Raw genomic sequence first — 26349 nt, 5'->3', positions numbered from 1 at the left:
GCTCGGCATCAACATGCCGGCGCGATCCGTGGTGCTCGAGAAGCTCGTCAAGTGGGACGGCTCGGCGCACGTCGACATCACCCCGGGGGAGTACACGCAGCTGACCGGGCGTGCGGGCCGGCGCGGGATCGACATCGAGGGGCACGCCGTCGTGGTCGCCCACCCCGGCCTCGACCCGGTCGCGCTCGCCGGGCTCGCCTCCAAACGCCTGTACCCGCTCCGTTCGAGCTTCCGGCCGACGTACAACATGGCCGTCAACCTCGTCGCACAGGTCGGTCGCGACCGGGCCCGCGAGGTCCTGGAGACATCGTTCGCGCAGTTCCAGGCCGACCGCGGCGTCGTCGGGCTCGCGCGCCAGGCGCAGGGCCACGCCGAGGCGCTCGACGGTTACGCCAAGGCGATGCAGTGTCACCTCGGCGACTTCGCCGAGTACGCCGGGCTGCGTCGCGCCATCACCGAGCGCGAGCGCGAGCTGACCCGCCAGGCATCGGCCGCGCGGGCCGCCGAGGTGGCGCGGTCGCTCGAGGGGCTCCAGGTCGGTGACGTGCTCGAGCTGCCCGCGGGCCGCCGGCCCTCCCACGCAGTGGTCCTCGACCCCGGGACCCCCGGTGGGTTCGAGGGACCGCGTCCGACGGTCCTGACGACCGACCGTCAGGTCCGGCGCCTCGCGGTCGCCGATGTGGGGAACGGTGCCCGCACGGTCGGCTACCTCCGGGTCCCGCGCGGGTTCAACTCCCGCGTCGCGGCCGCGCGCCGCGATCTCGCCGCAGCGCTGCGTGCCGCGGTGCCCGACGGCGGCCACCGCGGCGCCGCACCGACGTCCGCGCGCGGGTCGAGCCGGCGCGCCGACCGCCGCACGAGCTCGGGCGACGACGCGGTACTGACCGACCTGCGGCGCCGCCTGCGTGCCCACCCGTGCCACAGCTGCCCGGATCGCGAGGACCACGCGCGGTGGGCCGAGCGCTGGGCCCGGTTGCGCACGGAGCACGACGCGCTCGTGCACCGCATCGAAGGCCGGACGGGATCCATCGCCAAGGTGTTCGACCGGATCTGCGACGTGCTGCACCAGCTCGGCTACCTCGCCGTGCCCGAGGGGCCGGGCGAGGCACGCGACCGCATGGTCGTCACGGCGGAAGGCCAGTGGCTGCGCCGTCTGTACGCCGAGAACGACCTGCTGCTCGCGGAGTGCCTGCGCCGCGGCGCCTGGGACGAGCTGGACGCGCCGGCGTTGGCGGCGGCCGTCTCGACGCTCGTCTACTCGTCGCGGCGTGACGACCGGGAGTCGGAGCCCGCGGTGCCGGGCGGACCGCAGGGCAAGCTCGGCCGCGCGCTCGAGCAGACGGTGCGCATCTGGTCCGAGCTGGAGGACTTCGAGGCCGCGCACCGGCTCGAGGCGACCGTCCCGCTCGACCTCGGGCTGGTCCAGTCCGTGCACCGCTGGGCCGCTGGCCGCAGCCTCGATGCCGTGCTCCGGGGCAGCGACCTCGCGGCCGGGGACTTCGTGCGGTGGTGCAAGCAGGTCATCGACCTGCTCGACCAGCTGTCGCAGGCGGCACCCGACCCTGCCCTGGCGCACACGGCCCACCAGGCCGTCTCAGCGCTCCGCCGGGGGGTCGTTGCCTACTCGTCGCTGTGACGGCGCGGCGGCTCGACGGGTGGCTGCGTTCCGTCGTCATTAGGGTTGTCCGATGTGACCTCCACCTTGTACCGCCACGGCGTCATCCACTCGGCCGCCGACCCGTTCGCGGAGGCGATCCTCGTCGACGGCGCCGCCATCGCGTGGATCGGTGCTGACGACACGGCTGACGGTCTTGCCGCCCGTGCGGATCACGTGGTGGACCTCGACGGCGCGCTCGTGGCCCCAGGATTCGTCGACGCGCACGCGCACGTCCTTGCGACCGGTCTCGCGCTCGAGGGCATCGACCTCTCGCCCGCAGCGGGTGCCGGTTCGCTCGCCGACGTCCTCGCGGCCGTCCACCGCACGGCCGACGACGCCCGCCACGGGTCGTCCGACGCGCTGGCGCACCCGCTGCTCGGGTTCGGCTGGGACGATCACGGCTGGCCGGAGGGCCGCGGACCCTCGCTCGACGACCTGGACCGGGCCGGTGGCGGGGCGCCGGTGTACCTGGCCCGCGCGGACGCCCACTCGGGCGTCGTCTCGTCCTCGTTCGCCCAGGTGGCCGGTCTGCGCAGCCTGGCCGGGTGGCGCGAGGACGGCCGGGTCGACGGAGCCGCCCATGCGAGGGCGCGTGAGGTGGCGCGTGACGTCCCCACGGGTCGTCGTGACGAGCTGTACCGGCTCGCGTTGCGCTCGGCGGCGGCGGCCGGCGTCGTCTCCCTGCACGAGCACAGCACGCCGTCCACCGACACCCGCGAGGGCCTCGCTGCGCTGCTCGCGATGACGTCGGACCCTTCGAGCGGACTGACGCACGTCGTCGGTTACCGCGGGGAGGCGTGCGTGACGAGCGACGACGCGCACGAGGTCCTGGCGGCGATCCCCGGCCTGACCGGCATCGGGGGCGACCTCCTCGTCGACGGCTCGCTGGGCTCGCACTCGGCCGCGCTCCGGGCACCGTACGTCGACCTGCCCGGTCAGGACCGCGGCACGCTGCTCCTGACCGCCGAGCAGATCTGCAACCACGTCGCGGCTGTCACGCGCGCCGGGGTCCAGGCCGGGTTCCACGTGATCGGGGACCGCGCGATGGACGAGTTCATGCTCGGGCTGCGTGCCGCGGTCGACGTCGAGGGCGTCGACGCGATCCGCGGCGCAGGGCACCGGCTCGAGCACGCGGAGATGATCGACGCCATGACGTTGGCCGGACTGGTGCTGCTCGGGGTGCACCTGAGCATGCAGCCGGCGTTCGACGCGGCGTGGGGCGGTCCCGACGGGATGTACGCGGCCCGCCTGGGTGCGGGTCGCGCGGCCTCGCTCAACCCGTTCGCGGACGTCGCGGCCGCCGGCATCCCCCTCGCGTTCGGCTCGGACTCGCCGGTCACCCGCATGGACCCGTGGGCGGCGGTCCGGGCCGCGGTCGGCCACCACCAGCGCGACCAGCGGATCTCCGCGCGCGCGGCCTTCCGTGCGCACACCCGGGGGGGCTGGCGGGCTGCGCAGCTCGAGCACACGGGCGCCGGCGAGCTGCGGGTGGGCGCCCCGGCGCACCTCGCGATCTGGCGGACCGAGCACCTCGCGGTACAGGGCGCCGGCGGGTCCACCTCGGGGTGGAGCACCGATGCACGAGCCGGGACGCCCCTGCTCCCGGACCTCGATCCGCAGGCCACCCGGCCCGTCTGCGTGCGTACGGTCAGGGCTGGCGTGATGCTGCACGACGAGCTCGACTGAGGCTGCCCGGAAGTTCACTCGAACGTGTGGGTACGTCGGCGCGGCGCCGACACGCCGCACGACACGCCGCGCCGAACCGTGCAAATCGGGAGGAAGCGCCGGGGAGGTGACCTGCACTTACTCGCCTGACCTGCGTCGATGTCTGCTTGACACCCCCTGCCGACCCGGTAGGTTCACTGAGTGTCCCGCCCTCGCGGATGATCGGTCACCTGAGGCTCATCCTCGAGGTGCGGCCTGCAGGGGAGGACCCCGGCTAGGCCCGCGTGTTCAGTAGAAAACGGACGTGACGCCTCACGGCGACGTGCGGCACGAAGGACACGCGGGCCGGTCGGCGGGGAGCGCAGCACCCTGACATCGACGTCGGGCGCGCTGACGTAGTCTTCACCGGTGCCTTCCCGCGAGCCCTCCCGATGGTCGTCGGTCGCCCTCGCGGTCGCCGGGGGAGCGCTCACGTGGGCGTCGTTCCCGGATCTCGGATGGTGGGGAGCCGCGGCTCCCGGCGTCGGACTCCTCGTCCTCGCGCTGCGCCGCGACAGCGCACGCTGGAACGCCCTGATCGGCCTCGTCTGGGGACTCACCTTCTTCTTGCCCCACATCACCTGGGCGGACTACGCCGTCGGGCGGATCCCGTGGTTCGCCCTTGCCGTCTTCGAGGCCGGGTACGTCGCCCTGTTCGGAGCCGCGTGGACCTGGGCTCGTCGCGGCAACGCCGTGTGGCGCAACCGCTGGCTCCAGGTGACCGTGTTCGTCGTCCTCTGGGTCGCCGTGGAGGAGCTCCGCTCCGCCTGGCCGTTCGGCGGCTTCCCGTGGGGCCGGCTGGCGTTCTCGCAGGCTGACTCGCCGGTCTCGGCGCTCGCGTGGCTCGGCGGCGCCCCCCTCGTCTCGGCGGCGGTCGCCGGCGTCGGCATCCTCCTCGCGCAGACCTGGACTGCCGCTCGCCGCCTCGTCGTGCCGGGGGTCTTCGTCCGCCTCGCCCTCGCCGCTGCCGTCCTCGTCGCCGGCCTGTTCGTGCCCCTCGACACGCGTGCCGAGGCAGGGACGCTCGCGGTGGGGGCCGTCCAGGGCAATGTCCCGACCCCCGGCCTGGACGCCTTCGCCCAGGCACGCGTCGTGCTCGGCAACCACGTGGCCGGCACGCTCGCGCTGCTGCATCAGGTCCAGCCCGGTCAGCTCGATCTGGTGCTGTGGCCCGAGAACGGCACCGACGTCGACCCGCAGGTGGACGGGGCGGCCGCCGACGAGATCGACTCCGCAGCCCGGGCCGTGCAGGCACCGATGCTCGTGGGCACCGTGCAGTACCCCCCCACCGGGGGTCGCTACAACACCGCAGTCTTGTGGCTTCCAGGACAAGGCGTCGTCGCGCAGTACACCAAGCAGCACCCAGCGCCCTTCGCCGAGTACATCCCGTTCCGTTCCCTCGTGCGCCCGTTCTCCTCGGCGGTCGACCTTGTGACGCAGGACATGATCGCCGGCACCAAGGTCGGGCTCGTCCCGCTCGAGTCAGCCAGGCTCGGGCGGACGGTCGGGATCGGGGACGTCATCTGCTTCGAGGTGGCCTACGACGCGCTCCCGCGCGAAGCGGTGCTCGCCGGTGCCGAAGTGCTGGTGGTGCAGACGAACAACGCCTCGTTCGGCTACACGGCGGAGTCCACGCAGCAGCTCGCGATGTCCCGGTTGCGCGCGATCGAGCTCGGTCGCGCCACGGTCCAGATCTCCACCGTCGGCGTCAGCGCCGTCATCGAACCGAACGGCGCCGTCTCGCACCAGACAGCGCTTTTCACTTCCGAGCAGCTGGTGGCTACGCTTCCGCTGCGCCATTCCCTCACGCCCGCCGCCCGGCTCGGAGACTGGCCAGCGTGGATTGTCGACGCGCTCGCTCTCTGCGTCGTCGTGACAGGCATGGCGGGTGCGCTGCGCATCCGCCGCGCGAATCGCACCGAAGGAGTCTCATGACCGCCGAATACGCCGGCACCCAGCCCCGGGTGCTTGTCGTCATCCCGACGTACGACGAGCGGGAGAACCTCCCGACGGCGCTCGACCGGCTCCGCGCGGCCGTGCCCGACGCCGACCTCCTCGTCGTGGACGACGGGTCGCCCGACGGCACCGGCGAGCTCGCCGAGAAGATCGCCGAGCAGGAGGCGGAGGCCGCCGGTCGAACCGTCATCCACGTGCTGCACCGCACCGGCAAGCTGGGCCTCGGCACTGCGTACATCACCGGGTTCCGGTGGGCGCTCGAGCGCGGCTACGACGTCATCGTCGAGATGGACGCCGACGGCTCGCACCGTGCCGAGGACCTGCCGCGTCTGCTGGACGCCGTCCGGGACGCCGACCTCGTGATCGGCTCGCGCTGGGTGCCCGGCGGCAGCGTCGTCAACTGGCCGGTCAGCCGTCAGCTCCTCTCGCGCGGTGGCAACACCTACACGCGACTGGCGCTGGGACTGCCGCTGCGCGACGCGACGGCAGGCTTCCGCGCCTTCCGCGCCGAGACCCTCGCGACGATGGCGCTCGACGAGGTCGCGTCGGCCGGGTACTGCTTCCAGGTCGACATGGCCTGGCGGGTGCAGCGGGCCGGTGGCCGCATCGTCGAGGTGCCCATCACGTTCGTCGAGCGCGAGCTCGGCCGGTCGAAGATGAGCCGCGCGATCGTCATCGAGGCGCTCGCCAACGTCACGGTCTGGGGCGTCGAGCAGCGCGCGCGCCAGCTGGGCGCGGTCGTCCGCCGACTGAGCCGCCGCTGACCGTCGCTGTCGAAGGACAGCACGACGGCCGCCGACCCGCATGGGTCGACGGCCGTCAGGCTGTGTGCTCGCAGCGAGTGCGCCGCGAGCAGCTCGGTGGTGTCAGGCGCTCCGGCGCAGCTTGCCGGCGCGGAGCAGGTCGAGCCGCTCGTCGAGCAGCTCCTCGAGCTCCTTGACGGTGCGACGCTCCAAGAGCATGTCCCAGTGCGTGCGCGGGGCCTTGCCCGCCTTGGGCTCCGGCTTGGACGCGTCCCGCAGGAGCGCCTCCTCACCGCAGCGGCACTCCCAGGTGACCGGCACGTCCGCCTCGACGGAGAACGGCAGGATGATCGTGTGTCCGTTGGGGCAGTCGTAGTGAGCCTGCAGACGCGGGGCGAACTCGACGCCCTCTTCCGTCTCCATGCTGTGGGAACCGATGCGCATTCCGCGCAGTGACCGGTTCGACATGTAGGACCTCCGTGCGTTGCCGTGCCGTGGGGCGTCGTTCGCCGCCATCTGACGTCTCGGTATGAACCGCCTGCCGTGGACCGCCTGCCGTGCGGTTCCCGAGCAGTGACTTCCAGGAGGCTCAACGACCAAGCCGCCCACAATGTTCCAGTGTGGCGTGAAGGTCTCGTGAACGCGCGGCAGCCGCCCCCGTGCCCGGGCTGAGGAGCGCTGTCACGGGGGAGCGGGGGACGCGACGACGTCACCAGCAGGTGCTCAGGATCCGCGCACGATCACGGCCGATGGCGACCTCGGCGCGGATCCTGACGACCTCCTGATGGGCGCTGACGTGGAGCGCCGACGACCAGCCTGCCTCGAACGCCCCGAGGTCGCCACCGCCGCGCCGCACGTAGCCCACCACGACGGAGCCGCCCGGCGCGTCGTGCTCGAGGACCGAAGCCAGGACGTGCACGAGGTTGGCAGCCACCACGGCGTCCGGCACCGTCGGCACCTCGGCGATCGGGAGGACGAGCGGGAGGACCCGGTCGGCGGCATCGAGCACGAGGAACCACAGCGCCGGGGGCCCGTCGCGTTCCGGGCCGACCACCCGCATCAGCACGTCGAGGGCGTCCCGCCCGTCCTCGAGGGTCCGGCCGGACACGGGCGGGTAGTCGTCGTCCGACCCGGTGCCGTCGTCGAGCCACGGCTCGTCCGCGACGTCGTCCTCGAGGTCGGCCGACCAGTGCCCGGCCGCGCCCCAGGATCTCTCGTCGTCGGCCACGAGCTCGTCGGCCGCCGGCTCGGTGCTTGCCCTGTCGTCGTCTGCCATCGCGTGGCGCGTCACATCGTCGGTCATGGCATGGACCCTGGCCCACCGTGCGTGACGGCGACGGACGGGCGAGCCGCGAGTGGGCACACGTCCGGTCGCGCCGGGGCTGTGGGTGGACGGCCTACGCGGACGCCGTGCGCGGCTGGGAGAGCACGACCCCGTCCGTGAACATGATCCCGTCGCTGAAGCGCGCCTCGACGCGCCCCCCACCGAACTGCTCGGCATACAGGCGCGCGTAGAGCCCGTCGGCGACCTGGACGAGCTCGTCGTGCGTGCCGCGTTCGACGACCTGCCCCTCGTCGACGACGAAGATCACGTCGGCGTGCCGGATCGTCGAGAGGCGGTGGGCGATCGCGAGCGTCGTGCGCTGGTCGACCGCGCGCGCGAGCGCGGACTGGACGAGCCGCTCGGACGACGAGTCGAGCGCGGACGTCGCCTCGTCGAGGATGAGGATCCGGGGGTTCTTGAGCAGGACGCGCGCGATCGCGATGCGCTGCTTCTCGCCACCCGAGAGCCGGTACCCACGCTCACCCACGAGGGTGCGGTAGCCGTTCTCGAACGCGTCGATCCGGTCGTGGATGTTCGCCGCGCGGCAGGCCTCGACGAGCTCGTCATCGGTCGCGTCGGGGCGCGCGTAGCGCAAGTTGTCGGCGATCGACGCGTGGAAGAGATACGGGTCCTGCGTCACCATGCCGATCGCGTCGGCGAGGCTCGACAGCGTGAGGTCCCGCACGTCATGACCGTCGACGAGCACGGCCCCCTCGTTGATCTCGTACAGGCGCGGCACGAGATAGCTCAGCGTGGTCTTGCCGGCACCGGACGGGCCCACGAAGGCGGCGAGCTGGCCGGGCTCGACGGTGAACGAGACGCCGCGGACCGCCCACGAGTGCGCCCGAGCGGGACGGTCGACGGGTTCGGGGACGGTCTCGACGCGGCGCGTCGGCGTCGCGACACCGAGCGGGGCGCCGTGCCTGCCGCTCCACCGGCCCGGCGGCGGGGGCGGCTGGACGAGCCGTGGGGGAGCGGGGTAGCGGAACCACACGTCCCGGAGCTCGATCCGCCCGGCTTCGCCGGCGGGCTCCAGCCCCACCGCGTCGGGCGTGTCGGTGATCGCGGGCGTGAGGTCGAGGTACTCGAAGATGCGCCGGAACAGTGCGAGCGACGTCTGCACGTCGAGCGCGATCCGCATGAGCGAGATCACCGGCATGAGCAGCCGGGCCTGGAGTGTCGAGAACGCGACGAGCGTCCCGGCGGTGAGCACCCCGCCCCCGAACGAGCCCGTCATCATCGACCCGGCGACGAGGTAGACGAGCGCCGGCGTGACCGCCATGAACGCCGTGACCACCCCGAAGAAGCCCTGACCGGCCATCGCCTGCCGCACCTGCAGGTCGACCTGGCGGTCGTTCTCCGCGCGGTAGCGGGCGATCTCGGCGTCGGAGCGGTTGAACACCTTGGTCAGCAGGACCCCGGAGACACTGAGGGCCTCCTCGGTGATCGCCGTCATGTCCGCCAGCGACTCCTGCGTGGCCCGCGCGATGGCCTGGCGTCGGGCCCCGACGCGTCGCTGGAGCACGATGAAGAGCGGCATCAGCGCCACGGCGACGAGCGTCAGCTGCCAGCTGAGGAGCAGCATCGCGACGGTGGACGCGAGCACGGTGACCGTGTTCGACAGGATCGACGAGGCGGTCGTCGTGAGGACCGAGCGGACTCCGCCGACGTCGTTCGCGAGCCTCGACTGGATGGAGCCCGTCTTCGTCGCGGTGAAGAACGCCAGCTCCATGCGTTCGAGGTGCTCGAACAGCCGGCCCCGCAGGTCCGCCATCGCGAGGTTGCCGACCTTCGTGGTCAGGAACGTCTGGCCGACGCCGATCGCGGCGCTGAGCAGCGGGATGACGATCATCGCCCCGACCAGGATCGCGAGCAGCCGCAGGTGCACCCCGGAACCGTCGGCGGGGAAGAGCGCGTCGTCGAACACGCGCTGGGTGAGGAACGGCGTGACGATCCCGAGCAACGAGGCGACCACGATCGAGAGCGCAACGAGGAGGAGCTCCCCTCGGTAGGGCGCGAGCAACGCCCAGATCCGGCGCAGGATCGGGTCGGCCGGCACCGGGGGCCGAGCGGGCGCGTCCGAGGGGGTCGGGATCGGCGTCATGCGGACAGTCTCGCCCGTGCCCGCGCGTGACCGCGAACCCGACGTGCGGTCAGGCGAGCGGGGCTGCCTCCACCGAGGGACGAGACCGGGGGACTCTGGTAGTTTACCAGTAAACTATTCAGACCGCGGAACGGGGGAGCCATGGCAGACGTCACACCGCGGGGATCCGGCAGCGCCGACGGTCTCGGTGACGGTCGACGGGACTGGATCGACCGCACGCAGGCTCGGTGGCTCGAGCTCCGGCCCGAGCTCGACCTCGAGCCCATGGGTGTCGTAGGACGACTGTTGCGAGCGGCACAGCTGGTCATGGCGCGCTGCGAGGCGTACCTCGAGCCGTTCGACCTCAGCCGCGCCGAGTTCGACATCATCTCGGCGCTGTGCCGCAGCGACGGACCGATCAGCCCAGGCGACCTCACCCGGCAGCTGATGTTCACCGGTCCGGCCACCACGAAGCGACTGAGGCACCTGGAGCACGCCGGCTGGATCTCTCGCAGGGTCAACCCGGACGACGCCCGCGGATTCCTGATCGTGGCGAGCGACGACGGCGCGCGCCGGTTCGCGGAGCTGCTCCCGGGATACCTCGGCCTCGAGGCATCGCTCATCAGTGCGCTGGACGACGACGAACGCTCGGCGCTGGCCACGGTCCTGCGTGAGCTGCTGATCGACTGGGACGCCTGAGTCCTGGCTCGGACGGGGTGCCGGCGCTGCGATCGCGGCCCTGCAACACCCCGCTCGCGCACCGTGCCTCAACGCCGATAATGGACATTATGACAATCCGTCGAGGAGTGGCCGGGACGTGCGCACGAACCGTGTGCTCGTCCCGTCCCCCGCTGCCCCGCCCCGATGACCTCGGGATGACGTCCCTGCGGTCATCGGAGGTCGAAGTACTCGCGGTGGATGCGACTGGCCCGGACGTCATCCTTGCGGAGCGGACGACGCGAGGCGCGGTCATGGTCCAGATCCTTCCGCTACGGCAGGGCCCGAAGCCCGGCGCTGCGTCGACGCTCACGCTCCACCAGCCCATCGGCGCGGGCGCATGCCGCGCCGCTCAGTCGAGTCGCAGCTCGTACCGCGACTCGGCGCGCCCGGGCGAGCTCGGCAGCGGTTGCCGCTCCCCCGTGGGCTCGAAGCCCAGACGACCGTAGAGCCGCAGCGCAGCGTCGTTGTCCTCGGCGACCCACAGAGAGACCGTGCGCGCCTGCTCGGCCCGCGCAGCGGCCACCACGGCCGTCAGGAGAGCTGTTCCCGCCCCCTCACGGCGCGCGCCGGGGTCGACCCACAGACCGACAGCATGACGGTCGTCGGACGTGGACCCGGGTTCGGAGATCATCGAGACGAGCCCGATGACGTGGCTGCCCGGCGGGCCCGCTCGACGAGCCACCCACCACGGGCTCGACCGCAGCCGCATCCGCCAGTGCTGCTCACGGAAGCCCTCTTCACGCGCCAGCGTGGAACCGAAGGCGAGCGGGCTGTCGCGCAGGGCATGCAGCCGGACGTCGCGCACGACCTCCCAGTCGTCGTCGCCGAGCAGCTCGATGTCGGTCATGCGTCACAGCATGCCCGGGCCCGCAGCAGCCAGCCGGGTGGACGCGCGCGTGGACCCCGGGGACCTCAGGTCGCGGCCGGTCCTGCCGTGCCGCGGTCGGCTGCCTCGCCAGGCTCCGGGTCGTCGTCCGGCGACCCACCGTGACCGGCCCGGTCAGGAACGGAGCGAGCGGCGTCGGCCACCTCCTCCTCGGGGCGCGGCGGGACGGTCTCGTCGAACTCGAGCAGCCCGATCTCGTCGAACCGGTCCGGCGCGGCGTCGGGGTCCTGGGGTGTGGGGATCGACATGCGGACACCTTTCGATGGTCGTCGTGGTCCCACCGTAGATCCGGACGGCCTCGGCGGCACCGTGGGCCCGTCCCGCTCCCGCGCCACGCGACCGCTCCCCCGCCACCGCGGCGGCGCTGGGTCAGCCGAGCACCAGCTCGTCACCGCCGGCGAGCCGCCGATACTCGGGAGAGCCGCCCAGGGAGGTCAGCAGCCGGTCCGCCAGCGCTCTGCCGATGTCGCTGAGCGGGGCGTCGTGGATCGGCACCACGAGGCGCGGATGCACGGCCCGGACGTAGTCGATGACCTCGGCCAGCTTGAGCCACGGCCCGCCCACCGGCGCGAGCAGGACGTCGACGCTCGTCATGGACGGCGGCAGCGTGAACGAGTCGCCCGGGTGCAGCACCGCGCCGTCGACGAGGTAGGCCACGTTCGGGACCCGCGGCACGTCCGGGTGGACCAGCTCGTGCCACTCCCCCAGCGCCGTGACCTCGAAGCCCGCCGCTGTGAACGCATCGCCGCCATGCACCGCATGCACCCGGCCCGCGGCGCCGCCCGCACCGTCGAGAAGGTCCACAACCGCGGGCGCAGCCCACACCTCAAGATGAGAACGAGTCGCAAGAGCGGTTCTCAGAGGGTCAACAGCCACGTGGTCGGGATGCTCGTGCGTCACCAGCACCGCGTCGGCGGCGTCCAGCACCGACAGGTCGCTGAACGTCCCCGGATCGATGACCAGACGAGCACCGCCCCGTTCGAGCTGCACGCAGGCGTGGCCCCACCACGTCAAGGTCGTCATCCGAGCAGCATGCCGCGCGACGCCCGACGGCGCGAGAGCGGACGGTGTCAGGCGATGACCATGACCAGGTCGCCACCCTCGAGCTGCTGCACCGCCCCGATCGCCAGCCGCTGCACCTTGCCCGCGACCGGCGTCGTGATCGCCGCCTCCATCTTCATGGCCTCGACCGTCGCGACCGTCTGGCCGGCCTCTACGCGCTGCCCCTCCTGGACGACGGGGGTGACCGCTCCGGCGAACGGCGCGGCGATCTGGCCAGGGGCGCCCGGGTCTGCCTTCTCTGCCGTCGCGAGGTCGACCTCGACCGTGCGGTCGCGGACCTGCAACGGGCGGATCTGCCCGTTGAGGGTGAACATGACGGTCCGCATCCCGCGCTCGTCCGGCTCACCGACGGCCTCGAGCCCGACGAGCAGACGCACACCCTTGCCGATGAGGATCTCGGCCTCGTCGCCCTTGGTCATGCCGTACAGGTAGCGCGTCGTGTCGAGCACGCTCACGTCCCCATAGGTGCTCCGGAAGGTCTCGAGCTCCTTCGTCGGGCCGGGGAACAGCAGGTGGTTGAGCCGGTCGCGCCGGGTCGCCGAGTCGCCTGCGAGATCGGCGCGGTCCTGGTCGCTCAGCGCCTCGGTCGCCGTGCGGACGACCCGCCCGGCCAGCGCCTTGGTGCGGAACGGCTCCGGCCAGCCGCCGGGCGGGTCTCCGAGCTGACCGGAAAGGAATCCGATGACCGAGTCGGGGATGTCGTAGCTCTGCGGGTTCGCGGCGAAGTCCGCCGGGTCGGCCCCGCGCGCCACGAGCTGCAGCGCGAGGTCACCCACGACCTTCGACGACGGCGTGACCTTGACGAGCCTGCCGAGGATCCGGTCCGCGGCGGCATAGGTCTCCTCGATCTGCTCGAACCTGCTGCCGAGACCGAGCGCGATCGCCTGCTGGCGGAGGTTCGAGAGCTGGCCTCCGGGGATCTCGTGGTCGTACACGCGCCCGGTCGGTCCGGGCAGCCCCGACTCGAACGGGCGGTACAGCTGGCGGACGGCCTCCCAGTACGGCTCGAGGTCGCACACCGCACGCAGGCTCAGCCCGGTGTCGCGCGGCGTGTGCTCGAGACCCGCCACGAGGGCGGACATGGGCGGTTGGCTCGTCGTGCCGGCCATCGCCGCGCTCGCCACGTCGACCGCGTCCACGCCGGCGTCGGCCGCGGCTAGCAGAGTCGCCATCTGCCCGCCGGTCGTGTCGTGCGTGTGCAGGTGGACGGGGACGTCGAACCGCGACCGCAGGGCCGTCACGAGACGCGCGGCAGCCGCGGGCCGCAGGAGACCGGCCATGTCCTTGATCGCGAGGACGTGCGCGCCCGCCGCGACGATCTGGTCGGCGAGCCGCAGGTAGTAGTCGAGCGTGTAGAGGTCCTCGGCGGGGTTCAGCAGGTTCCCCGTGTAGCAGAGCGCGACCTCGGCGATCGGCGTACCCGCCTCGCGAACCGCATCGATCGCGGGTCGCATCTGCGACACGTCGTTCAGCGCGTCGAAGATCCGGAAGATGTCGATGCCGGTGTCAGTGGCCTCGCGCACGAACGCCGTCGTGACCTCGGTGGGGTACGGCGTGTACCCGACCGTGTTGCGCCCGCGAAGGAGCATCTGCAGCGCGAGGTTCGGCATCGCGGCCCGGAGCCCGGCGAGCCGTTCCCACGGGTCCTCGCCCAGGAACCGCAGCGCCACGTCGTAGGTCGCACCGCCCCAGGCCTCGACCGACAGCAGCCCGGGGAGCGCGCGGGCCTCCGACGCGCTGACGGCCAGCAGGTCGTGCGTGCGGACGCGGGTCGCGAGCAGCGACTGGTGCGCGTCGCGGAACGTCGTGTCCGTCACCGCCACGGCGGTCTGGTCGCGCAGGGCCCGGGCGAAGCCCTCGGGTCCGAGGGCGAGCAGGCGCTGACGGCTCCCGTCGGGCGCGGGGGCTGCCAGGTCGAGCTGCGGCAGCTTGAGCCGGGGGTCGACGACGTCGCGCGGGCGGACGCCGTGCGGCTTGTTGACGGTGACATCGCCGAGGTAGGCGAGCAGACGCGTCCCGCGGTCGGCGCTCTCGCGCGCGGCGAGGAGCTCAGGGCGCTCGTCGATGAACGACGTCGAGACCTGACCCGCGGCGAACTCCGGGTCGGCGAGAACGGCCTGCAGGAACGGGATGTTCGTCCGGATGCCACGGATGCGGAACTCGGCCAGCGCGCGTCGCGCACGGCGGACTGCGGTCGGGAAGTCCTGGCCGCGACACGTCAGCTTCACGAGCATCGAGTCGAAGTGCCCGGAGATCTCCGAGCCGGCCGTCGCCGTCGCACCGTCCAGACGCACGCCCGCGCCGCCGGGTGACCGGTACGCGATGATGCGGCCGGTGTCGGGACGGAACCCGTTCGCAGGGTCCTCGGTCGTGATGCGGGTCTGCAGCGCAGAGCCGTTGATCCTGACCGTCTCCTGGCTGATCCCCAGGTCCGCGAGGGACTCCCCCGACGCGATCCGCATCTGCGCCGAGACGAGGTCGATGTCCGTGACCTCCTCGGTCACCGTGTGCTCGACCTGGATGCGCGGGTTCATCTCGATGAAGACGAACTCACCCGCGTGCTCGCCGACGGTCTCGAGCAGGAACTCGACGGTGCCGGCGTTCTCGTACCGGATGTGCTGGGCGAACGCGACGGCCGCACGGCACATCGCGTCGCGGATCACGGGATCGAGGTTGGGGGCCGGGGCGATCTCGATGACCTTCTGGTGGCGCCGCTGGAGCGAGCAGTCCCGCTCGAACAGGTGCACCACGTTGCCCGCACCGTCCGCGAGGACCTGCACCTCGATGTGCCGCGGGCGCAGGACCGCGCGCTCGAGGAACACGGTCGGGTCACCGAACGCCCCGTCAGCCTCGCGCATCGCGGCGGCGAGGGCCTCGGGCAGGTCGTCACGCGTGTCGACCCGGCGCATGCCGCGACCACCACCGCCGGCCACGGCCTTGACGAAGATCGGGAACCCGACGACGTCGGCGGACGCGAGAAGCTCGTCGATGTCCGCTGACGGCGCCGAGGACGCCAGCACGGGGAGCCCGGCCTCGCGGGCCGACTGCAGCGCGCGGACCTTGTTGCCGGCGAGCTCGAGGACGTCCGCGGGTGGGCCGACGAAGACGAGTCCGGCGGCGACGGCCGCCCGCGCGAGCGCGGGGTTCTCCGACAGGAAGCCGTAGCCCGGATAGATCGCGTCGGCACCCGACTCCTCAGCGACACGGATCATCTCGTCGATGTCGAGGTAGGCGCGCACGGGGTGACCCGGCTCGCCGATGGGGTACGCCTCGTCGGCCTTGAGCCTGTGCTCGGAGTTCCGGTCCTCGTACGGGAAGACAGCGACCGTCCGGGCCCCCAGCTCGTATGCTGCGCGGAAGGCACGGACAGCGATCTCGGCCCGGTTCGCGACGAGGACCTTAGAAAACACGTGTGACTCCATCCTGTGGTCCGGCAGCACGCTACTGGTGATGCCTGGCGGGGTCGGTGCGCGCCCGAATGTCGATCACGCCGGTCGCGACGCTGTCCGCGATCCTCCCATGAACCGCTTCTCGCTGTGTCGTCCGCACAGCCCACGGCCGTGGCTCTCCGTCAGTCGCCCGCAGGTCCCGCGTTTCCGGGTCCGCGTCACGACGGCTACCGTTGGCGCCGTGCTGGTGCTGGGTGTGTGCAGTCTCAAGGGTGGCGTGGGCAAGACCTCAGTGACGCTCGGGCTGGCCTCGGCCGCCCTGGAACGGGGACTGCGCACCCTCGTCGTCGACCTCGATCCGCAGGGCGACTCGACGCTCGCGCTCGCCGTCGCGCCCGGCAGTGCCCTCGACGTGGCCGCCGTCCTCGACGACCCGAGGGCCGAGACGGTGCTCGGTGCGATCTCCCCCAGCGGCTGGGCCGACGGCGGCCTGGACGTCCTGGTCGGCTCCGCTGCCGGGATGCGCCACGACGCGATCGACGAGGCCGGGCGCGACGTCGACCGGCTCCGGTTCGCGTTGTCGTGGGTCAACGGCTACGACCTCGTCCTCATCGACTGTCCCCCGTCGCTCGGCGGACTGACGCGCAAGGGGCTCACAGCGAGCGACCGGGCCGTCGTCGTCACCGAGCCCGGGCTCTTCTCGGTCATGGCCGTCGGGCGTGCGATGCGCACGATCGACGAGCTCCGCCGCGGCCCCGCCACGGCGCTGCAGCCGCTCGGGGTCGTGGTGAACCGGGTCCGCGCACGCTCGGTCGAGCAGGCGTTCCGGCTCGAGGAGCTCCGCAGCCTCTACGGCCCGCTCGTGCTCACGCCGCAGATCCCGGAGCGAGCCGCTCTGCAGCAGGCCCAGGGAGCGGCCCAGCCCGTCCACGCGTGGCCCGGTCCGGCTGCCGCTGAGCTCGCCCGGGCGTTCGACGAGCTGCTGGATCGTGCACTCAGGGCCCCAGCGACACGCTGACGCGTCCAAACACGTGGTGGAACGATCGCGCCCCAGAGGCGCCTCCCCGTGCGTGAGCAGGCTCAGCCCGCGGTGCGGGCCTGACGCCTGGCTGCGAGCTCGTCGAGGTGCGTGCTCGACTGGCCATGCGAGTCGTCGTCGACGCGCTCGGTCGGCAGCTGGGCGAGGGTGCCCTCGACCTCGCGCCACACGCGTCCGACGGCGATGCCGAACACGCCCTGACCGCCCTGCACCAGGTCGATGACCTCGTCGGCCGACGTGCACTCGTACACGCTCGCACCGTCGGACATCAACGTGATCTGGGCGAGGTCCTCGACACCGCGCTCACGCAGGTGCGACACCGCGGTGCGAATCTGCTGCAGGGACACCCCTGTGTCCAGGAGTCGCTTGACGACCTTCAGGACGAGGATGTCGCGGAACGAGTACAGCCGCTGCGTGCCGGAGCCGGTCGCGGGCCGGATGGTCGGCTCGACGAGGCCGGTCCGCGCCCAGTAGTCGAGCTGGCGGTAGGTGATCCCCGCCGCACCGCAGGCCGTCGGGCCGCGGTAGCCGGTGGTGATGTCCAGGTCAGGCAGCTCGTCGCCGAACAGCAGACCTTGCGCGCGCTGCGGAATGCCGCTGCCGGCTTCCACGCTGTCACCGCTGCCGGTCACGTGTCCTCCACTCACTGCCCACGCATCCGCCGTGCTCGGCGCCCGTCGTGGTCGGTACGACTACCTTGCAGGCAGGATCTGCCTGAAAGAAGTGTCCCACCATCGTGACCTCGGGCTTCGGATGTCCACGTGTCACGCTAGGCGTCCACCCAGGGAGCGTCAACGACGCTGCCCGGCGCGCCGCCCGGGAGTGTTGCCCTCGGCGTGTCTCACGTTCGACCTCAACGTGAGACGCCGTCATCCGGCACTCGTCCCGGGCTCCTCCCCGGACTCGAAATCCTCCGGCGTGACCTGGTCCAGGAACTCGCGGAAGCGCTCGAGCTCCTGCTCCGCGGGCCCCGGCGATGCCTCGACGCCAGCGATCGCGACGACCTCGGCCGAGCACAGGACCGGGCACCCGACGCGCACGGCGAGAGCCACGGCGTCCGACGCGCGGGAGTCGACGCGCGCACCGCTGCCGAGCACGAGCGCCGCGTGGAAGACCCCGTGCTCCAGGCTCGTGATCTCGACCTGGCTCAACGACTCCCCGACGGCCGCGATGACGTCGCACAGCAGGTCGTGAGTCATCGGACGCCGCGGCACGACACCGGCCTGCGCCGTCGCGATCGCGCTCGCCTCGGCCGGACCGATGAGGATGGGGATGAACAGCTCGGCCGCGGGGTCGAGCAGCAGCACGACGATCTCGTCGTCGACCAGGTGCTGGCGCACGCCAACCACCTCGACCGTCACCAGCTCCTCGCCATCCCCCACACCCTCACGTTACGACGACAAGCGCCGCGCGGCTCCTCGAGGGGCGGCCGGTGCGCGACGGACGTGAGCGAGCTCCCTCAGGGCGCGAGCTCGGCGACCGCAGCGCGCACCATCGCGGTGTGGAGCTGGGTGCACAGCTCACCGACCTCGGCCGCGAGCGTGCCGACACGGGCACGGGACGAGGCCGCACGGTGTCCGCGCCACGGAGCCACGACCTGGTCGACGAGGTCGGCCTGGCGGTCGGCAGCGGCGCGGAACATCCTCAGATGGCGCGCATCGATGCCGTGCTCCCCCAACGCCGCCGCCAGGACGACGACATCGCGCGCCCAGGCGTCGAAGTGCCCCGCTGACGTCGCGCGCAGCACCCCGGACCTGACGAGGTCCTCGACGACGGCCTCGTCGACGCCGGCCTCCCGCGCCAGCGCGCCCGCCGTGTAGCGGCCCACGAGCGCGGGTGCGGCGCGGACGCCGTCGTTCGTCGCGAGCTGCGCCCGGGCGGGGGGCTCGTCGTCCTCGCCGGCGTCGAGGGCCGCGAGCTGCGCACCGATGACCTTGAGCGGCATGTAGCGGTCCCGCTGCTGGCGCAGCACGTAGCGCAGCCGCTCGACGTCCGCCGGGCTGTACTGCCGGTAGCCCGACGCGGTCCGCACGGGCTCCACGAGACCCTGCTCCTCGAGGAACCGGAGCTTGGAGTTCGTGACCGCCGGGAACTCGATCTGCAGGGACGCCAGCACGTCGCTGATGCGCATCGTCGCCTGCCGCGAGATGCCACGCGGCCAGGGCTCGACCGCGTGCGGAACCCGGCTGCGACCGTCGTCCGCGACGTCCGGCCGCACGCCGTCGCGTGGCTCGCGCGCCGCGGTCGCGAACCCGGAGGCTCGCTCGCGCGGGCTCATGGGCGGGAGTCGCTCGGGCTGTCGGGGCGTTCGTGCCGACCGGCGTCGCGACCAGGACTCGGGTGGAACGTCAGCCGGTACTTGCCGATCTGCACCTCGTCGCCCGGGCGCAGCACCGCGGACTCGATCCGTGTGCGGTTCACGTACGTGCCGTTGAGCGAGCCGATGTCGCGGACCAGGAAGGTGTCGAGCTCCCGGACGAACTCCGCATGCTTCCGGGAGACGGTCACGTCGTCGAGGAAGATGTCGGCGTCAGGGCTCCGGCCGGCGACGGTGCGCTCCGCGTCGAGCAGGAACCGCGCGCCCACGCTCGGCCCGCGCTGCATGATCAGCAGGGCGGACGTCGGCGGGAGCGCGTGAACGGCGGCGAGCTCGTCGGACGTGAGTCCGGCCGGCGCCACGAGGTCCAGGTCGGCAGAGCCCAGGCTGCCGAAGCTGACGGTCGTGTCGGAGGCGCCGCGCCCCTGCGATCGCAAGTCGTCGCGCGCGTCGTCCTCGCGCTGGTGCGTCGGTAGCTGCCGATCGTCGCTCATGCTGCCTCCCGTGCCCTGCTCCCGCCGACCCACAGCACTGTCGCGGGGGTCCCGGACAGCCTATGCGGACGAACGGCCCTCGTGCAGCACCGGGTTGTGTCGTCAGCCCTTCGGCGGAACCGGCGTGGCCTTGACCGGCGTCGGGATGCTCCTCGTCGCCGTCACCGAGACGAGGTCCTTGCGCAGCACGGACCCGCGGCCGCCGTCGTTCCGCACGCTTGCCAGGGCGCCGCCGGGGATGTCGAGCGCCGTGGCCATCACGTCCGCGTCTCCGATGACGGTCCATCGGTACGGCGCATGCAGCGTGGTGCCGTCGACGACGACCCCGTCGCCCTGCGCCGGCGCGACGAAGTAGCTGCTCGCCGTCAGACGCTGGTCGTTGAGCTGCACGGCCTCCGCGCCCGAGTTGCGCAGCTCCTCGAGGAAGTTGAGCAGCGTGAGCGCGCGGATCGCACCGTCCGGCTCGGTCAGGGTGACGACGATCCCCGGTCCCTCTGCCGGAAGTCGACCCGTGAGGATCCCCTGCGTCGCTGCGCTGCGGGTGGCCGCGTCGAGCGCCGCCTGCCGACTGTTCGATCCCGACTCCAGCTCCTGCCGGGTCTGCTCGAGCGCCGCTGCCTCACGCTGGAGCTCGTCGGCCTGGCGCGTCGCCTGGTCGAGGATCTCAACGAGATCCGACTGCCGCAACGTCGACAGGCTCGTGTCGTGCGTCAGGCGGACCTGCGCGACGACGGCGAACCCCAGGAGACCGCATAGCACCGCGGTGAGGACCTGGGCGCGGGTTGCGCGGGGTCGGAGGGCTCGCACCAAGGTGTGCCAGGCACCGGGCTGTACCGCCGGCGGCACGGGGACGTCCGGGATCGCCGCGTCCGGCAGGTCGTCACCGAGGCTCGCATCCGTCCCGACCGGAGCTTGCGTCGCCGCGGGCGCCGCGAGCAGCGCTGCGTCGTCGAGGGGGGCGGCGGCGAGGGGGGCGGCGGCGGCGAGGGGGGCTGCGTCGTCGGGAGTCGCCGACTCGTCGGAAGACGCGGCATCGTCGGAGACCGCCGCGTCGTCCGGGAGGCTCCCGTCGTCGACGACGGCCACGTCCTCGGGAGCCACGACGTCCTCGGGAGCCACGACGTCCTCGGGACGAGCTGCGTCCTGGGGAAGAGCGGTGTCCTCGGGACGAGCCGCGCCGTGGCGCGGGTCGCGAGGCGAGGACGGCTCGAACGGGTTGACCGACATGCTCATGCCTTGAACACGTGCCGACGAATGGCCGCAGCGTTCGAGAAGATCCGGATCCCGAGCACGACCACGACGCCGGTCGACAGCTGCGACCCGACGCCGAGCTGGTCGCCGAGGAACACGATCAGCGCGGCGACGACGACGTTGGACAGGAAGGAGACGAGGAACACCCGGTCGTCGAAGATCCCGTCGAGCAGAGCACGCAGCCCGCCGAACAGTGCGTCGAGCGCGGCGACGACAGCGATCGGCAGGTACGGCTGAAGGCTCACGGGCACGGTCGGCTCGAACACCAGTCCGGCGACCACCCCGATGACCAGACCGAGAACTGCGATCACGTGCGACCCCTCATCTCTGCTTCGACCCTGCCGACACTGTCACACTCGCGCTCCCGCACCGCCCTGCGTCCATCGGCGCCCACTACCCCGCACCCGTCCCGGACGGTGAGCCCGTGCCCGTCGGAGTCCCGGGACCCGTCGAGCCGCCGATGAGCGGCACGCCCGCGGGCACGCCGGCGTACCGGAGCTCGGGCAGGCTCGCAGCAGGTAGCTGGAGCGAGCTCTTGGCGCTCACGTCGACCCCGATCGAGTAGGTCGCGCGCAGCGTCGCGAGATGCTGGCCGGCGCTCACCCGCGCGAGTCGGGTCTGCAGCTCCGCGCCGTCACCGATCGCATCGACGACGTAGGGACCGACGAGCGGGTTGAGGTCGACGAGGATCGCGCTGCCGGCGCTCCGGATCGCCGTCGTCGTCGTGAGGCGGTGGTCGTTGACGGCGATCGCCTCCGCACCCGCGGCCCACAGCCCGTTGACCAGGATCTGCAGGTCGACGTCCTGGACCCGCCGATCGGGGTCGACGACACCCCCGACGTCGGGTGCGTCGGTCAAGGTGATGCGCAGGCCCGGGCCGGTCAGAGCGCTCGCCCCGGAGATCACCGAGTCCGCCGCCAGCTGGCCGACGAGCGGCGAGTCCCGCGCCGCGAGCACCGTGGCCTGCAGTGCGGCGATCTGCTGCGCCGTCTCCGCGTTCTGGAGCCGCAGCTGGTCGACCGCAGACGTCCGTTCGCGGATCTGCTTCTCGATGATCGCGCGGGCCGCGAGGACGGCGGGCTGAGGGGCGCGCAGCGCGAGCGCTGCCGAGGTCGTGGCCAGACCGAGCGCCACCGCCAGGATCGCGCTCAGGGTGCGGTGCCGGACGGTGACCCGACGACGACCCTCCCGGGCCCGTTGGTCCGCCACCGTCCGGTAGGCGGGTTCGAGGGGCATTCGCGCCACGTCGTTGAGCAGGCTCATCGAGGCGTCCGGCACACGGGCCGTCGGCGAGTCCCCGTGCCGCGCGGTCATGCCGCGCCCGCACCGTCCCGAGCGAGCAGCCGCCGCGCCTGGACGACGTAGAGCCCGCCGGCAAACCAGTACAGCGCGATGCCCCACCACGCGAACGCCCAGCCGAGGACGTACGCCACGGAGCCGATGGGCTCGTGCCACTCGGCGAGCAGGAGCAGCGGGAAGGCGTACAGCAGCGCGAAGGTGCCGGCCTTGCCGGCAAGGTGGACCGGCAACGGACCGTAGCTGTGCCGCGCGAGCACGCCCAGCAGCCCGAGCAGCAGCGCGTCACGGAGCACCAGCACACCGACGACCCACCACGGCACCGATCCGCGCCAGGCGAGCCCGAGCAGCGTCACGAGGATGAACAAGCGGTCCGCAGCGGGGTCGAGCATCTGGCCGAGGCGCGAGACCTGGCCGAGCCGCCGAGCGAGCACGCCGTCCAGCCAGTCGCTCGCACCAGAGACGGCGAGCACGATGAGCGCCCAGCCGTCGTGGCCGGAGACGATCAGCACTGCGAAGACGGGGACGATGACCAGCCGCGCCAGGCTGATGACGTTCGGAATCGTGAGCACACGGTCCGAGACAGCGTCCTGCACGCTCACTGCCTCCCCCGTCGACGACCTCGCCCCAAACGTCTCGATCCTAGGGGGTGCACCGGGCGACCGGTGCCGCACGAACCCGCGAGTCCCGCAGCCTTCTCGCAGGTGGCAGCCTCAGCTGGCGATCGCGAACCGGACGGTCCGCGTCGTCGGGTCAGCCACTTCGAGCCGCACGCGAACCGGCTCGCCCTCGGGGAGGTCGGCGCCGTCGCAGTCTGCGACGACCGCCGGGTCCTGGAGCTGGACCGTGTCGCGATCGAGCGCGACCCCGTCGAACACCTCGCCGACGTGGTGCGCGAGGACGGTGGCCTCGACGAGGTCGGTGCACGCCCGGTCGACGGCGGCGGCGCGCCGCGCTGCCGACGCCATGTCGTCGCCGAGGGCCGGGAGCACGGACCGTACCCAGTCCGGCACGTCGCGCCCGGCGTGGAGCGCCACCGCGATCTCGAGCCCGTACCGGTCGACGAGTCGGCGCAGGGGGGCCGTGACGTGGGCGTACGGCGCACCGACCGCACCGTGGCTCGGCTGCTCGGGCGGGGCACCGACGAACGGCGTCCACGCCGCGCCACGGAAGAGCGACGTCGCCGCCGCCAGGAACGCCGCGGCGCGCGGCTGCGAGCGGTCGAGACGCGCCAGCACGTCGCCGTAGGTCGCACCGGCCGGCCAGTCGACGCCGAGAGCGCGGGCCTGGTGACGCAGACGACGCAGGGCGTCCTCGTCGGCCGCGGGCATCGTGCGCAGTATCCCGATCCCCCCGTCGAGCATGATCCGAGCCGCGGCCATGCCCGTGAGCAGCGAGATCTGCGCGTTGTGGTCCTCGACCGGGAGCGGCGCGCGGAACGACAGGCGCCACCCGTCCCCGTCGGGCACGACCTCCTGCTCGGGTCGGCCGAGCGACAGGCCTCCGCGGGCGCGCTCCTGCTGGGTTCGCAGGGTGCCGATCCGGGCGAGGAGCTGAGGCAGCTCGTCCGCGTCGGACGACGAGGTGCCGGCGTCGAGCTCCCGCTGCACGCCCGGGTAGTCGAGCTGCGCGCGGCTGCGGATCAGTGCCCGCTCGACCTCGACCCCGTCCACCGCGCCGTCCGCGTCGAGGTCGATGGTCCACACGATCGCGGGTCGTTCCTGCCCCGGCAGGAGCGACGCTGCGCCCTCGCTCAGCTCGACCGGGTGCAACGGCACGCGGGTGTCCGGGCAGTAGACGGTCGTGCCGCGGATGTGGGTCGCCGCGTCGAGCGGCCCACCGGGTGCGACGAAGGACGCCACGTCGGCGATCGCGTACCGGACGCGGTAGCCGGTCCCCCGCCGTTCGAGCTCGACCGCCTGGTCGAGATCCGTCGATCCTGGCGGGTCGATGGTCACGAAGGCGATGTCGCGCAGGTCCCTGCGGTCACCAGCCGTGGCCGGGTGCCCCGCCGCCGCGTGCGCCTCCGCGAGCGCTGTCGGGTCGAAGGTCTCCGGGACGTCGAGCGAGGCACGAACGGCGGCGAAGCCGGCCCGGAGCTCGGCGCCGTCGGACGGCGGGATCAGCTTGCGGATCGGCACGACCTCACCCTAGGTGGGCCCGGACCGCGCCGCTCGGGCTGCTGTGCTTGGCTTGGCCGGTGACCACCACGACCGACCGCGCGGCGAACGACCGTCCAGCGAACGACGCCCCCGTGATCCGACGCCTGCTCACGACGCCCGGTCGGTGGGCCGTCGTCGGCCTGTCGACGAACACCGCTCGAGCCGCCTGGGGCGTGGCGGCCTACCTCAAGGACTCGCTCGGTCACGAGATCGTCCCCGTCCACCCGCACGGTGAGACGGTGCACGGCGCGGCGGGCGTCACCCGGCTCGCCGACATCGACGGACCGGTCGACGTCGTCGACGTGTTCGTCAACGCGCGGCTGGCCGGCGCCGTCGTCGACGAGGCCATCGCGATCGGCGCTCGAGCGGTGTGGCTGCAGCTCGGCGTGGTCGACGACGCGGCCGCGGACCGCGCTCGGGCAGCGGGTCTCGACGTGGTCATGGACGCCTGCCCGGCGATCGAGGGGCCCCTGCTCGGCCTCGGCTGAGGCCGGTGTGCGCGAGATCACCCCGGGGCCGGTCCTGGGTCCGGGTATACTTGCCGTGAACCTGGAGTTCGTCGCGCGTCCCTCGTGTATGTGTACCGGTGTCACCGCTGGTGATGTGTTCGGGAATGCGACCTCCGGAACGGCCCCCTGGCCGTACCGCACGTGACTCCCGCAACCTGAACGGTGCCCCTATGACGACCATGCCTTCTACCAGTGCGCCCGCGACCGAGACGTCGCGCCATGCGCCCACCTTCGCCGATCTGGGGCTGCCCGAGACGCTCGAGCGCATCGTCGCCGACCTCGGCTTCGTGATCCCGACGGCGATCCAGACCGAGGCCATCCCGGCCCTGCTGTCGGGCCGCGACATCACCGGGGTCGCCCAGACGGGTACCGGAAAGACGGCGGCGTTCGGCCTTCCGCTGCTCGCGTCGGTCGACCCGCAGCTCCGTTCGGTCCAGGCGCTCGTGCTGACGCCGACCCGCGAGCTCGCGATGCAGGTCGCCGAGGCGATCGAGTCGTTCGCGGCCCACATCCCGGGCCTCGAGGTCATCGCGGTCTACGGCGGGTCGCCCTTCCTGCCGCAGCAGCGCGCCCTGACGCGCGGCGCCCAGGTCGTCGTCGGCACGCCCGGGCGCGTCATCGACCACCTCGAGCGCCACACCCTCCACCTCGACGCCGTGAAGTTCCTCGTGCTCGACGAGGCGGACGAGATGCTCCGCATGGGCTTTGCCGAGGACGTCGACAAGATCTTCGGTGCCGCCCCGGCGAAGCGACAGGTCGCCCTCTTCTCGGCGACCATGCCCCCCGGGATCCGTCGCGTCGCCGCGCAGCACCTGACCGACCCGGTCGAGATCGCCGTCTCCCGGCAGTCGTCGACCGTCACGAGCGTGCGTCAGACGTACGCCGTGGTGCCGTTCCGGCACAAGGCCGGCGCCCTGGCGCGCGTCCTCGCCGTCTCGGACGCCGACGCCGCCATCGTCTTCGTGCGCACCCGCGGTGCGGCCGAGGAGGTGGGCAGCGCACTCATCGAGCGCGGCATCTCCGCGGCGTTCATCTCGGGTGACGTCGCCCAGGGTGACCGCGAGAAGATCGTGGAACGGCTGCGCAGCGGTGCGCTCGACGTGCTCGTCGCCACCGAGGTCGCGGCGCGCGGGCTCGACGTCGACCGCATCGGTCTCGTCGTGAACTTCGACGTGCCGACCGAGCCCGAGGCCTACGTGCACCGCATCGGCCGCACCGGTCGTGCCGGCCGGTCCGGCGAGGCGCTCACGTTCGTCACGCCGAGCGAGCAGCACCGCCTGCGCTCCATCGAGCGCCTCACGCGCCAGAAGATCGAAGAGATCGCGATCCCGTCGCCCGCGGACGTCTCGGCCCACCGCGTCGAGCGCCTCCTGACGGACGTCGCGGCCCGCGCAGAGCTCGGTCGCCTCGACCTGTACCGCACGGCCATCGCCGAGCACCTCGCGGTGAACCCCGACCTCGACCCGCTCGAGCTGCTCGCCGTCATCGCGGCGCTCGCCGTCGGCGACCGCGGGCCCGCGCCGCGGACCACCCACGGCGACGACCTCGACGACGCGCTCAGCCGCGCCACGTTGGCTCCCGACCGCGGTGGCGACCACAACGACCGCGGACCGCGCTCGGACGGCCCGCGCCGCACGTCGCACCGCCCCGACGGTGGCATGCGCTACCGCGTCGCCGTCGGGCACAACGACGGTGCCCAGCCGGGTGCCATCGTCGGTGCGCTGACGAACGAGGGTGGCCTCACGGGCAAGGACCTC

23 protein-coding genes and 1 pseudogene are annotated in these 26349 nt (G+C 72.5%); 8 read left to right on the top strand and 16 right to left on the bottom strand.

Features of this window, described 5'->3' with window-relative positions; translation table 11 throughout:
- From VFW79_RS09315 to VFW79_RS09300, 4 genes and pseudogenes are all read left to right on the top strand, one after another.
- Positions 1-1636: pseudogene (locus VFW79_RS09315) on the top strand (RNA helicase); the annotation flags it as partial.
- 54 nt (positions 1637-1690) lie between these two features.
- A complete protein-coding gene (locus tag VFW79_RS09310) occupies positions 1691-3343 on the top strand; it encodes an amidohydrolase (protein WP_329677032.1) in 1653 nt (550 codons plus the stop codon).
- Between the two features lie 387 nt (positions 3344-3730).
- Positions 3731-5296 (top strand): apolipoprotein N-acyltransferase, encoded by a 1566-nt coding sequence (gene lnt / locus VFW79_RS09305; protein WP_329677031.1) that lies wholly within the window; start codon positions 3731-3733, stop codon positions 5294-5296.
- Positions 5293-6081, top strand: coding sequence for a polyprenol monophosphomannose synthase (locus VFW79_RS09300; protein ID WP_329677030.1), 789 nt, complete (start codon positions 5293-5295; stop codon positions 6079-6081). The genes lnt and VFW79_RS09300 overlap by 4 nt, the downstream gene beginning before the upstream one ends.
- A 102-nt stretch (positions 6082-6183) precedes the next feature.
- Here VFW79_RS09300 and VFW79_RS09295 read toward each other — a convergent pair whose 3' ends face one another.
- The 3 genes from VFW79_RS09295 to VFW79_RS09285 form a co-directional block, all read right to left on the bottom strand.
- Complete coding sequence (locus tag VFW79_RS09295) at positions 6184-6528, bottom strand: RNA polymerase-binding protein RbpA (RefSeq protein WP_109132731.1); 345 nt, start codon at positions 6526-6528, stop codon at positions 6184-6186.
- A gap of 241 nt (positions 6529-6769) precedes the next feature.
- On the bottom strand, positions 6770-7363 hold the full coding sequence (locus tag VFW79_RS09290) for a hypothetical protein (protein ID WP_329677029.1): 594 nt from the start codon (positions 7361-7363) through the stop codon (positions 6770-6772).
- 94 nt (positions 7364-7457) lie between these two features.
- Positions 7458-9488 (bottom strand): ABC transporter ATP-binding protein, encoded by a 2031-nt coding sequence (locus tag VFW79_RS09285; protein ID WP_329677028.1) that lies wholly within the window; start codon positions 9486-9488, stop codon positions 7458-7460.
- Positions 9489-9629: 141 nt separating this feature from the next.
- Between VFW79_RS09285 and VFW79_RS09280 the strand changes: the two genes are divergently transcribed.
- On the top strand, positions 9630-10166 hold the full coding sequence (locus VFW79_RS09280; protein WP_329677027.1) for a MarR family transcriptional regulator: 537 nt from the start codon (positions 9630-9632) through the stop codon (positions 10164-10166).
- 370 nt (positions 10167-10536) lie between these two features.
- Here VFW79_RS09280 and VFW79_RS09275 read toward each other — a convergent pair whose 3' ends face one another.
- From VFW79_RS09275 to VFW79_RS09260, 4 genes are all read right to left on the bottom strand, one after another.
- Positions 10537-11034, bottom strand: a complete 498-nt coding sequence (locus VFW79_RS09275; RefSeq protein ID WP_329677026.1) for a GNAT family N-acetyltransferase — start codon at positions 11032-11034, stop codon at positions 10537-10539.
- Positions 11035-11099: 65 nt separating this feature from the next.
- Positions 11100-11321 carry a hypothetical protein gene (locus VFW79_RS09270; protein ID WP_329677025.1) on the bottom strand — a complete coding sequence of 74 codons (222 nt, stop codon included), beginning with the start codon at positions 11319-11321 and terminating at the stop codon, positions 11100-11102.
- A 121-nt stretch (positions 11322-11442) separates the two neighbouring features.
- The gene (locus VFW79_RS09265) at positions 11443-12096 is read right to left on the bottom strand and encodes an MBL fold metallo-hydrolase (protein WP_329677024.1); all 654 of its coding nucleotides are present in this window, start codon (positions 12094-12096) and stop codon (positions 11443-11445) included.
- Positions 12097-12143: 47 nt separating this feature from the next.
- Positions 12144-15545, bottom strand: coding sequence for a pyruvate carboxylase (locus tag VFW79_RS09260; protein ID WP_329677023.1), 3402 nt, complete (start codon positions 15543-15545; stop codon positions 12144-12146).
- Positions 15546-15765: 220 nt separating this feature from the next.
- Here VFW79_RS09260 and VFW79_RS09255 point away from each other — a divergent pair, with 220 nt between their 5' ends.
- On the top strand, positions 15766-16542 hold the full coding sequence (locus VFW79_RS09255; RefSeq protein WP_329677022.1) for a ParA family protein: 777 nt from the start codon (positions 15766-15768) through the stop codon (positions 16540-16542).
- 62 nt (positions 16543-16604) lie between these two features.
- Here the strand turns inward: VFW79_RS09255 and VFW79_RS09250 are convergent, their stop codons facing one another.
- The 9 genes from VFW79_RS09250 to VFW79_RS09210 all read right to left on the bottom strand — a co-directional run bounded on the left by VFW79_RS09250 (position 16605) and on the right by VFW79_RS09210 (position 24062).
- On the bottom strand, positions 16605-17195 hold the full coding sequence (locus VFW79_RS09250; protein WP_329677021.1) for a MerR family transcriptional regulator: 591 nt from the start codon (positions 17193-17195) through the stop codon (positions 16605-16607).
- Between the two features lie 237 nt (positions 17196-17432).
- Positions 17433-17945 carry a bifunctional nuclease family protein gene (locus VFW79_RS09245; RefSeq protein WP_329677020.1) on the bottom strand — a complete coding sequence of 171 codons (513 nt, stop codon included), beginning with the start codon at positions 17943-17945 and terminating at the stop codon, positions 17433-17435.
- Between the two features lie 77 nt (positions 17946-18022).
- Positions 18023-18841 (bottom strand): MerR family transcriptional regulator, encoded by an 819-nt coding sequence (locus VFW79_RS09240; protein ID WP_329677019.1) that lies wholly within the window; start codon positions 18839-18841, stop codon positions 18023-18025.
- Positions 18838-19374, bottom strand: a complete 537-nt coding sequence (locus tag VFW79_RS09235) for an FHA domain-containing protein (protein ID WP_329677018.1) — start codon at positions 19372-19374, stop codon at positions 18838-18840. The genes VFW79_RS09240 and VFW79_RS09235 overlap by 4 nt, the downstream gene beginning before the upstream one ends.
- A 102-nt stretch (positions 19375-19476) precedes the next feature.
- Positions 19477-20607: a DUF881 domain-containing protein gene (locus VFW79_RS09230; RefSeq protein ID WP_329677017.1), complete on the bottom strand. Its 1131-nt coding sequence runs from the start codon at positions 20605-20607 to the stop codon at positions 19477-19479.
- Positions 20604-20936 carry a small basic family protein gene (locus VFW79_RS09225; protein WP_329677016.1) on the bottom strand — a complete coding sequence of 111 codons (333 nt, stop codon included), beginning with the start codon at positions 20934-20936 and terminating at the stop codon, positions 20604-20606. The genes VFW79_RS09230 and VFW79_RS09225 overlap by 4 nt, the downstream gene beginning before the upstream one ends.
- Before the next feature lie 82 nt (positions 20937-21018).
- Complete coding sequence (locus VFW79_RS09220) at positions 21019-21939, bottom strand: DUF881 domain-containing protein (protein ID WP_329677015.1); 921 nt, start codon at positions 21937-21939, stop codon at positions 21019-21021.
- On the bottom strand, positions 21936-22523 hold the full coding sequence (locus VFW79_RS09215) for a CDP-alcohol phosphatidyltransferase family protein (protein ID WP_329677014.1): 588 nt from the start codon (positions 22521-22523) through the stop codon (positions 21936-21938). Before VFW79_RS09215 ends, VFW79_RS09220 begins: the two co-directional genes overlap by 4 nt.
- Before the next feature lie 111 nt (positions 22524-22634).
- Positions 22635-24062 carry an RNB domain-containing ribonuclease gene (locus VFW79_RS09210; RefSeq protein ID WP_329677013.1) on the bottom strand — a complete coding sequence of 476 codons (1428 nt, stop codon included), beginning with the start codon at positions 24060-24062 and terminating at the stop codon, positions 22635-22637.
- A 59-nt stretch (positions 24063-24121) separates the two neighbouring features.
- On the opposite strand from VFW79_RS09210, the gene VFW79_RS09205 reads away from it, so the two are divergent.
- Together VFW79_RS09205 and VFW79_RS09200 are read left to right on the top strand one after the other, a co-directional pair.
- Positions 24122-24571: a CoA-binding protein gene (locus tag VFW79_RS09205; RefSeq protein ID WP_329677012.1), complete on the top strand. Its 450-nt coding sequence runs from the start codon at positions 24122-24124 to the stop codon at positions 24569-24571.
- A 191-nt stretch (positions 24572-24762) separates the two neighbouring features.
- Positions 24763-26349, top strand: a 1587-nt coding sequence (locus tag VFW79_RS09200) for a DEAD/DEAH box helicase (RefSeq protein WP_414647926.1), incomplete at its 3' end; no start/stop codon positions are given.

Source organism: Cellulomonas sp., from assembly GCF_036279715.1.
Lineage (GTDB): Bacteria > Actinomycetota > Actinomycetes > Actinomycetales > Cellulomonadaceae > Cellulomonas_A.
Note: the sequence above shows the minus strand (reverse complement) of the source record. Positions and strands in the feature narration are given on the sequence as shown.